This is a genomic window from Trichothermofontia sp. (genome assembly GCF_053493415.1).
The window spans coordinates 107,989-117,524 of record NZ_JBRCAD010000010.1 but is presented as its reverse complement, the minus strand read 5'-3'; the positions used below and the strand labels follow the sequence as shown (position 1 = coordinate 117,524).

Below are 9,536 nucleotides of genomic sequence, written 5' to 3'. Positions count from 1 at the left end.
GCATTGCCACCCCCACCCCCGACCACACCCGCGTCCGCTGTTGGGTCGTCACCAGATCCCGCTGCGCTGCCCCCAGTTCGGCCTCCGTCACCTGATACTGCGCCTGCAACTGCCGATTGCGTTCCCGCTCCTGCTCCAGTTGCGCCATCAACTCCTTCAGCTTCGGGGCCTGAGTCGCCCGAATAAACGCCGCAATGTAGTCATGCACCAACTGATACTGATCCGCTGGCGCAGCCGGTAACGCCACCACCAACCCCGACTTCACCAAAATGCGCAACACCAACTGCAACCGCCTCAGCTCATGGCTCAACTCATCCGCCAACGCCCGTAAATCCGCCACCAAATCATCCCAAGTCCGTAACGGTCGTGTTCCCCGTTCATCCGTCAGCAGGTACAACACCAAACTCGCCAACTGCTCATTCTCCGGCCCACAATCCCGGACCACCGCCTCCAAATAATGCTGCACCAGCAACCTTTTCGGTGCCTGACCATACTGCCGATACTGGTCTAACGTCCGAATCCTTTCCGTTTGCAACTGTGTCCCCACCACCTGAAGCTCAATGGGGCGAATTTCATCCACCTCATCCTTGAGATCCTGCACCAACGCCTCAATCAAGTCCGCAGGCATTGGAAAGCGCGTATTTGCCGTCAGCGATTGAATAACCGTCCGCGTTCTTTCTACCGACAAATTCGTAATCGCATACAACACCTCCCGGCTCAAAATATCCTGACTAATCGCCTTCATGCTCTCCAGACGATTACACTCCAGCAAATAGTGTAAATAATCCTCCCGCAGCGACAGAATCACATTCAAATGGGTTAAATTCGCTGCATCATTGAGCAAATCCCCCAGAAATTCAAAAAACTGACGCCGTTGCAACGGCTGCGGATTCGCAAAGAAAAACTCCTCAAATTGATCGAAGATCAGCACCGTTTGAATGTAGTTTTGTTCATTAGTGATGAGGTGTTGCTTAATGGCGGCCCTCACCCTAAATCCCTCTCCCAGGACGGGAGAGGGACTTTGATTGTCTGATCTCCCTTCACTCACGATCGGCGAGGGACTCTGATTGTCCGGCCCCCCTTCGCCCCCGGTGGGAGAAGGGGCTGGGGGTTGAGGGGGCAATTCCCCAGTCGCCCTCACCCTAAATCCCTCTCCCAGAGCGGGCGAGGGACTTTGAACATCTTGCTCCCCTTCGCCCTGGGGAGAAGGGGCTGGGGGATGAGGGAAAAGCGCCGCCGCCAACTCATTCACCCAATCCGTATACCGCCGGATCGCCACCGGCACCACCTCATACTCCCCAAACAACGTCTGCCGCAGCGCCGGAATCAACCCCGCATTCACCAGCGAACTCTTCCCCACCCCTGACGGCCCATGCAGCACAATCAACTTATAGCGCGTACTGCCAACCCGCTTCACCAACTCGCGCACATCCTCCCCCCGCCCCGACGCCACAATCTCCGGCGCAAGACTTCCCTGCCACTGCCCCAACCGCTGCATCGACTCCGTATAGCGTGCCCGCAACTGCACCGGCCCCACAAACGCCCGATAGCCATAGAACGCCTCCACCACCTGCCGCTCCTGCTTCAGGTCAAACGCCGCCTCATACTGCCCCTGCGCCCAATACCCCTCCCGCAGTCGATCCAAAATCCGGAAATAGACCAGCGGATGCCCCAAATCCCCCGGTTTTCTCGCTTCCTGCAACAGCGCGATCGCCCGTGCTGCGTCCCCCAGCCCCCGTTCCGCCTCCGCCAAATAGCAGAGAAACAGCGATCGCAACCACTGGAGTGACGGCTCCACCTGTTCCAACAACGCCAACGCCTGCGTCGCCTGCTCCTTCGCCACCGCCCATTGCTGTTCCTGGAGCGCCACCTCCGCCAAAAAGCCATGATCCCCCGCGATCGCCCGCACCATCCCATAGCGTTGATGTAGCGGTAACGCCTCCTGCGTCGTCAAATCCGCCAACCCGGCCCAATCCCCCTGCCGTTGCAAAATCCGCTGTAAACGCGGCAAACACTTCGCCACCAAATCCGGGCGATCGGCCTCCGAAAAGCGATCGCGACTTTGCAGAATCAGGCGTTTGGCTTCCCCCCAATCGATCGCCACCGGTTCCAGCGATTCATCTTTGTCCTCCAGCGATCGGTAGGTAAACTCACCCAACGCATAGAGCAACAACCCCTGCCGCGCCCGATCCGGTACCGTTTGCCAATAGGCCCAACTCGCCGCCAAAAATTGCAACTTGTGTTCCGGAGCCGCATCCCAACCCCGAATCAAATCCACACTCGCCTGCTCCCTCGAACTCAGGCTCACCCCGCGTCGATCCAACTCATGCAACGCCGCGTCCACCTCATCCCGCCGCAAAATACCCAACTGGGCAACCGCCGCCAAATTTTCCGCAAACGTCGCCGCATTCTCAGCCAACGCCGCCGCAAACAGCGCCTCCGCACCGTCCGTCAGTGATTGAATTAAGACAGGCGTGGGCAACGTAAATTCAACCGTCGAAACCCAACTTTCAAAATCCGGTGCAATCCGAATAAATTGCTTCAATACATCATCTGTCACCCAAAAAATCAGCGGCAACGAGAAAGTCTTACGAAACTCCTCCCGCACCTGGTTCATCCCTTTCACAGCCGCTTCGCGATCGGTTAACTGCTCCAATCCCGTGATCAGAACCGCAGTGGGTTGATCTAGAGAGTGGCGATCATGCAGCGTCTCTGTAAGAGAATCGCGCAAAGTGGCATAAACCTGTTGTGTCGTCGGTTCTAAATGAATAAGTCGCAGGTTAGGAATTTCTTGCTGAAGCTGTTCAATCAAACAATCCCGCAAACGCGCATAATTACACCGCGCCAAGACCAGAGAAAACTCCCCTTGGGCCAACTCCACTAACGCCTGAATTTCCGCCAAAGCTTCCTGATTCTCTGGCGATGCACAGAGGGAAAGCGGATCAGGGGTAGATTCAGAGGGAAGTGACATAGACATTTGCCTTGAGTCAGTAATCTTGTGGGATGGGCCTCTGGCCTGTCAATACTTGAGCAAAGTAAGCAATATCTTGTAGGGGAGAAAAGATTCCAGAGAACGCAATGATTTGACTGATATCAACAACACCTTCTATGCCGTCTTCAAAGCGTAGCCAGAGTTGGTATCCTGCGAACGGCTTAATCGCTACAATGTCTTTGAGCATAGCGTTACTCCAAGGGTTGCATCATTCCTGAAATTCCGGCGCATCCTTCAAAATCGGATTCACATCAAACCAGGAACCATCCTCATCTTGATATTCATACACATATAAACTCCGAATTAACCGTTGATACCCCTCATCCCCCACCACCTTCTTCGTGCGACTCACCTGCCGTAATAATTCCCACTCCGAATCCTCGATCGATAACATCATCTCATTGCGTCGCTTCTTAATCGCAGCCGCCAACGACTCCCGCCCCAACGGTAATCCCCGCTCCTTCCTCAGGCTATCCTGCAACAATCGCAGCACATTACGCACATGACCGCCACTTACCAAACAGAGATAATCCAGCGTTTCCGGACTATCAAAATAATGGGTGATTAACGCCGATCGCTCCGCCTCGCTCACCTGGGGCATTGCCCGCGCCAACACCATCTGCCGCATCTTCTCCAACCCTAATTCAAACACACTGCCATCCCGCTGCAATACCGGAATCATCGGCAAAATACTGGGCGTTTCAAAGCGCTGGGTTAAGCGACCATACTCGGCAGAAAACCGCAGTCCCAGCGGCATCGTATAGACCACATGACATTGCAACTGGCGTAATTGATCGCCGCGATCGACAAACAAATACTCATGCTGCAAATATTGTCCCGCATCTCCTCAACCACCCGGCCCCCGCGCACCTCCGAAAAGTCAATATAGTATTACTGATCCTCCGGCAGGTCCGCCCGCAGTGCCCGACTGGGGTTAGCAGCATTGAACAATTGCTTAAAGTCGATCGTCATGGCACCTCCGGGCTAGCAGTTCCCGTAGCGAGTTTCTTGATCGCGTGGGGCATTGAGGGTGAACCGTTGCCCCTATCCCTGTCTTACTCTATTTTCCTGGGTTTGGGCCGATCGAAATATTGAAGCTTGGCCCACCGCGCCAAATTCGCGATCGCTCCAGGTGGAATTAGGGAAATTGGTGACTGCGAACCTCTGCACTATATGCCTGGACGGCTTGGGCGATCTGCGCCCGTAGATTGACGTAGGACTTGGCAAACGGGGGTTGACGTTCCGACAATCCCAGTAAATCGGCAGTAACCAACACCTGACCATCACAGTGGGGACCGGCCCCAATGCCGATCGTCGGAATAGTTAACTTTTGAGTGATTTGGGCCGCTAGTGCTGCGGGGATATGCTCCAGGACGATCGCAAAAGCTCCCGCTTGCTCCAGGGCGATTGCCTCTGCCAAGATTTGTTGCCCTGCGGCTTCGGATTGGCCCTGTTGCCGATAGCCCAACTGGTGCACCGATTGGGGGGTCAACCCCAAGTGGCCCATGACCGGAATCCCGGCCTGAGTTAGCCGTAGTACGGTTTCTGCGATCGTGGGATACCCACCCTCCAGCTTGACGGCCTGCACCCCCGCCTCCTTCAGCAGCACCCCCGCCGAGTGGATGGCCTGTTGCGGACTCTCCTGGTACGTCAAAAAGGGTAAGTCACAGACCAATAATGCCTGTTTGACGCCGCGCCGGACCGCTTTGGCGTGGTGCAACATCTCGGTTAGGGTGACCGGTAGTGTCGTATCGTAGCCCAGGGCCACCATTGCCAGTGAGTCGCCCACCAGGATAATATCAACCCCGGCCTGATCCAGGATTTCCGCAAGCGCATAATCCCAGGCGGTGAGGGTGACGATCGTGCGTCCCTGTTGTTTCCACTGACGTAATTGTCGCGTTGTAACGGGCATGGCCGGAGGTCCATTGATGACTTTTCTCCGATCTTGCCCTGAATCGGTCGCTGACGACAGGCAACTCACTGCCGGACAGGCACAAAATCCGCCACCACTGACCCGGTATCCCAGGGATTACCCCCCAGACAACCGTTGCATCGTCAGGTCTTGGCTACAATGGCGACAGGCGCATTCCTGTTACAGTTAACGTTTATGGTTTCCTCCCTCGCGATCGCCGACACGATCACCAATTTCCAAGCCCTTCACGATCGTTTGGGGTTGCAACGGGCTGCTGATATGGATTTTTTCCCGGAATGGCAACATCTCGGCGTTAACCTGGCGGATCATGATTACGCCTTCCTAGACCAGCTTCGGCAACGCTACCATTACTATTACAATAGTGGACTCCTGACAGAAGGCACGATTTTATTAGCGATCGTTGCGCCGTTATTGAATCATTTTGGTTTCCATGAACCCCCGTGCTGTGTGCGTTCCGAGGCCCCGATTAGTTTAAGTATGCCCGATCGGGATGAAATTGCTTGTGGTCGTATTGATATTCTGGTCGTTCGGGAACAACTGTGGATTCTGACTGTAGAAGCGAAGCGATCGCGATTTGCCGTGGACATAGCACTTCCCCAATGTCTCGCCTATATGACCGCCGCCGCTACTAATCCGAGCTTTGGCTTAGTGACCAATGGCAGTGATTTTGTCTTTTGCAAATTAGTCGAAACGGTGTATGACTTCTCGGAACCCTTTTCTCTACTATCCCATCGCAATCGTCTCCACGAAGTGGCTGCGTTACTCCTTAATCTAAAAGCAACGGTTGCCAGTAGCCATTGACGATCGGGTGAGTACAATAAACATCAAGTTTCACCAGTTTAGTAGTAACGACCTGAGTCATTGCAGTCATCAATATACACTCCACTTGCTAACTGGCTAAGAGAGTGTTTGAAAGGTCCAGAAACCAGTCGTTTTGGCGACTGAAGTCGCCACGACAAAGGCAAAGCAACCCTTAGGACAGCCAAACGTCGAGGTTCGGAGTCGCGGTTTTAACCGCGCTCCCCCTTTTAAAACATCCGCTAAGGATTGGATGCGCTCGTCGTTCGCTGATGCAAGGAATTGAGGGTTTGGGCAATCCGATCGTCCTGGATAACGTAGGCACGAAAGGTCTTGCTAGGGGTACTTTGCACAAAGGAGAACGGGTTGCGTTCCGCATTCCCCACAAAAATATCAATATGATTCCCCCGCACCGCCCCCCCGGTATCGGCTGCAAAGAAGAAACCATCGTGTACGGCCTGATACCCAGAGGGTAGGGTAATAGCCTGTCCCCGTGCGGCTGGGATAAAGACCACCGAGCCGATCGGAATCACCCGCCGATCGACGGCGATCGTACGATAGGGAACCACCTGAAAAGGATAGGAGCCATAACCATAGGGACCTTCACGGGGGGCAAAACGGACCCGGTTTGTCCCCCGCAGAATCTGGGCGGGCAACCCTGGAAAGTAGGGCGCACAATTCACCTGCGCACCCGTCCCCAGTCCCGCATAGCCATAGGTTTGGGGTTTGCCATTTTCCAGCACTTGCACGCTGCCCTGCATCGCCGCATGACACCAATCCTCATGGGAAAGCTGTGGTCCTAAGGGTTTCCCCTCCGGATCGAGCAGGGCATACCCATTTTTGACCTGCCGGGAGAGGCGCATATTGTAATAGCTAGCCCATAGGGTAAGGGCACGCCCGGAAGGGGTATAGGTCCCCAGGTTAAAACTGACCCAGGGGAGAGCATCCCCCAGGGTGGTGCGCACGGGGGATGAGGAGACTGCCGACAGTTGATAGGGGGCAAATTTCACCTGCGATCGGGCTAATTGGGGACAACTAAGGGGCAAGCCACAGACCAGGAGAATACCTAACATTTGCGGCAGAGAGACCTTCGTTGCCAGAGCCGGGGCAAATTGCAACGGCGAGAATCGGCGAAATAACAGTAGATCGGGCACAGGCGATCGCAGCATGGGGGGTGCAACAGGCAGGGGAAGGTATCAAGCAGCCATTAGCCAACCCGGCGCAACCCGGCATCCAAAAACCGGGACGCCCCGTAGGAAATACACGGAGATAGGACCGAGGAGAGGCACAAAGTAGGTTAGGAAAGGAACCATTTTGGCCTAAGAGGAGGTTTTGAAAGGAGGATCGCGGTTAAAACCGTCACTACGAACTTCAGCATTGCGTTTGTAGTGGCAACTTTAGTTGCCCAAACGGTCTGTTTCTGGACTTTTCAAACACCCTCTAAGTTGTGAACTGATGTAAGTTACTTTTAGAATACCATGTCTGCACTCTGCTCCCCGATCGCGACCGCTAGTGCAGCCCATCATTAAATGACGCCACGATTGTAGTGCTGGCCCTAGCCCGTAACGACTAAAGGTGTTACGTCTAAACGGCACCTCGATATACTTTGCGAGCGGAGCAGTTGAACAGTCCCAACCAACGGGATAGTGTTACTTGGGAGCGCAGGATGGGTATTTTGCGGACTGTCCTACAGCACTGCTATACCCGGTGAGGTACAGACAAGGGGCTTCAGCCTCTTGTTCGCAAGGCTTGGCAGGACTTCATTAGAGAGGGAACGGCTGTATCGGTGCTCCACCTCGAATTAATTTAGCTCAACCGACTGAGTGACAAGGGTGATGATCAGCTTTTAGGCGCGTTCTGCGAGTTCTAGCCATCGTTCAGTTGCCCGATCGATGGTTTCTGCTAAGTCGGCCAACTGGGCTGCTAGGGTTTGCAATTCTGTAAAATTACTGGGCGGATCAGTATAGAGGCGTTTCTCCAGGGATGCCTTCTCGGCTTCTAAATCGGGAATTTCGATCTCCAGGCGTTCATATTCCTGGCGTTCCTTATAGGACAATTTACGGGTTTTGAGGGGAGAGTCTGGGATCAGGGCATTAAGATTAGTTTCAGATACAGATTTAGCCTTTGGGACCGTTGCTTTTGCTACGGGTTGCGTTGTTTCTAGGACCGCAGCTTGTTTATAGTCTAAATAAATCGAATAGTTGCCTGGATACTCTCGGATTTGCCCCTCGCCTTCAAAGGCAAAGATTTTATCCACCGTGCGATCGAGGAAATAACGATCGTGGGAAACCACAATTACACAGCCATTAAAATCTTCTAAATACTCTTCTAGAACCGATAGGGTCTGCACATCGAGATCATTAGTCGGTTCATCCAGGATCAGGACATTGGGCGCAGCCATCAATACCCGCAGGAGGAATAGGCGGCGTCGCTCCCCCCCGGATAGTTTATGAATGGGGGCATATTGCTGGTTAGGTGGGAACAAAAACCGCTCTAGCATTTGTGAGGCGGTGATCACGCTCCCGTCTACCGTCTTCACCAATTCAGCGACTCCCTTAAGATAATCAAGCACGCGCTGATTTTCATGGATAGTCAGGTCATCGGAATGCTGATCAAAATAGCCAAATTTAACCGTAACCCCAATCTCGCGCCGTCCGGAATCGGGTTCTAGTCGTCCCGTAATGATATCCATCAGGGTTGATTTCCCAATCCCATTGGGACCAATGATGCCCACCCGATCTTCAGGATTAAAGGTATAGGTAAAGTTCTGAATTAGGGGACGATCGCCATAGACTTTGGTAATAGCCTCTAGTTCAATCACCTTTTTCCCAATCCGTCGTCCGACGGTGGAAATATTGACCTTGCCCTGGGCTTGCTTAAATTCTGTTGCCTGCATGGCGTGGATGCGATCGATGCGGGCTTTCTGTTTCGTACTGCGGGCCTTGGGACCCCGTTTCAGCCACTCTAACTCCCGTCGTAGAATCCCGGCGTGTTTATGTTGCTGGCTGACAGCAGTTTCCGCCTGTTCTGCCTTTTTCTCTAGATAGTACGCATAGTTACCCGCATAGGCAGACAAATCCCCCCGATCGATTTCCAAGATGCGGTTCGTCACCTGATCCAAAAAGTAGCGATCGTGGGTAATCAATAAGAGTGCCCCACGATACCGCTGGAGATAGCTTTGTAGCCATTCTACGGAAAGGGCATCCAGGTGGTTAGTCGGTTCATCCATCAGCAACACATCCGGTTCCGCCAGTAAGGCAGCCGCGATCGCAATCCGTTTGCGATACCCGCCTGACAGGGTGCCAACCCGGGCGGTAAAGTCTTCAATCCCTAACTTCGTCAGAATGACCTTGGCATTGGTTTCCAGGTCCCAGCCCCCGGTCGCGTCCAGCCGTTGCGATAGCTGGGTCAACTGGGCCATCAGCACCTCGGTATTTCCCTGCCCGTAGGCCAACTGGTGAGAAACCGCCTCATACTCCCGCACCAGGGTCATCTGTTCCCCACTGTCGGCAAATACCTGTTCTAATACGGTGCGCTCCTCATCCAGGGCAGGCTGTTGCGGCAAATAGATGACCCTGGCTGCCGTATTCACCCAGCGATCGCCGCCATCAATCGGCTCTAGACCTGCAATGATTTTGAGCAAGGTGGATTTACCGGAGCCATTCACCCCGATCAGGCCCACACGATCGCCCGCTTCCAGGCTCAGGCTAGCCTCTCGGAGGATTTCCTTGATCCCAAAGTCTTTGTGGATCGAGCGCAGGGTTAATAAGGCCATGCCCTTACTCACTAACAATACGGGAGGTCGTACCGGGT

General features: G+C 54.0%; 7 protein-coding genes. 1 reads left to right on the top strand and 6 read right to left on the bottom strand.

Annotated features, from left to right (window positions below; all coding sequences use genetic code 11):
* The 4 genes from ACWIUF_RS01415 to panB form a co-directional block, all read right to left on the bottom strand.
* The coding region (locus ACWIUF_RS01415) for an nSTAND1 domain-containing NTPase (protein WP_448570388.1) at window positions 1-2,971 on the bottom strand (2,971 nt) is incomplete at its 3' end.
* A 16-nt stretch (window positions 2,972-2,987) separates the two neighbouring features.
* Window positions 2,988-3,179, bottom strand: coding sequence for a DUF2442 domain-containing protein (locus ACWIUF_RS01410; RefSeq protein ID WP_448570387.1), 192 nt, complete (start codon window positions 3,177-3,179; stop codon window positions 2,988-2,990).
* A gap of 21 nt (window positions 3,180-3,200) precedes the next feature.
* On the bottom strand, window positions 3,201-3,821 hold the full coding sequence (locus ACWIUF_RS01405) for a hypothetical protein (protein ID WP_448570386.1): 621 nt from the start codon (window positions 3,819-3,821) through the stop codon (window positions 3,201-3,203).
* Window positions 3,822-4,130: 309 nt separating this feature from the next.
* Complete coding sequence (gene panB / locus ACWIUF_RS01400; protein WP_448570385.1) at window positions 4,131-4,904, bottom strand: 3-methyl-2-oxobutanoate hydroxymethyltransferase; 774 nt, start codon at window positions 4,902-4,904, stop codon at window positions 4,131-4,133.
* Between the two features lie 195 nt (window positions 4,905-5,099).
* Between panB and ACWIUF_RS01395 the strand changes: the two genes are divergently transcribed.
* Window positions 5,100-5,726 carry a type I restriction endonuclease subunit R gene (locus tag ACWIUF_RS01395; RefSeq protein WP_448570384.1) on the top strand — a complete coding sequence of 209 codons (627 nt, stop codon included), beginning with the start codon at window positions 5,100-5,102 and terminating at the stop codon, window positions 5,724-5,726.
* A gap of 239 nt (window positions 5,727-5,965) precedes the next feature.
* Here ACWIUF_RS01395 and ACWIUF_RS01390 read toward each other — a convergent pair whose 3' ends face one another.
* A complete protein-coding gene (locus ACWIUF_RS01390; protein WP_448570383.1) occupies window positions 5,966-6,892 on the bottom strand; it encodes a 3D domain-containing protein in 927 nt (308 codons plus the stop codon).
* A 677-nt stretch (window positions 6,893-7,569) separates the two neighbouring features.
* On the bottom strand, window positions 7,570-9,498 hold the full coding sequence (locus tag ACWIUF_RS01385) for an ABC-F family ATP-binding cassette domain-containing protein (protein WP_448570382.1): 1,929 nt from the start codon (window positions 9,496-9,498) through the stop codon (window positions 7,570-7,572).
* Window positions 9,499-9,536: the final 38 nt, after the last annotated feature.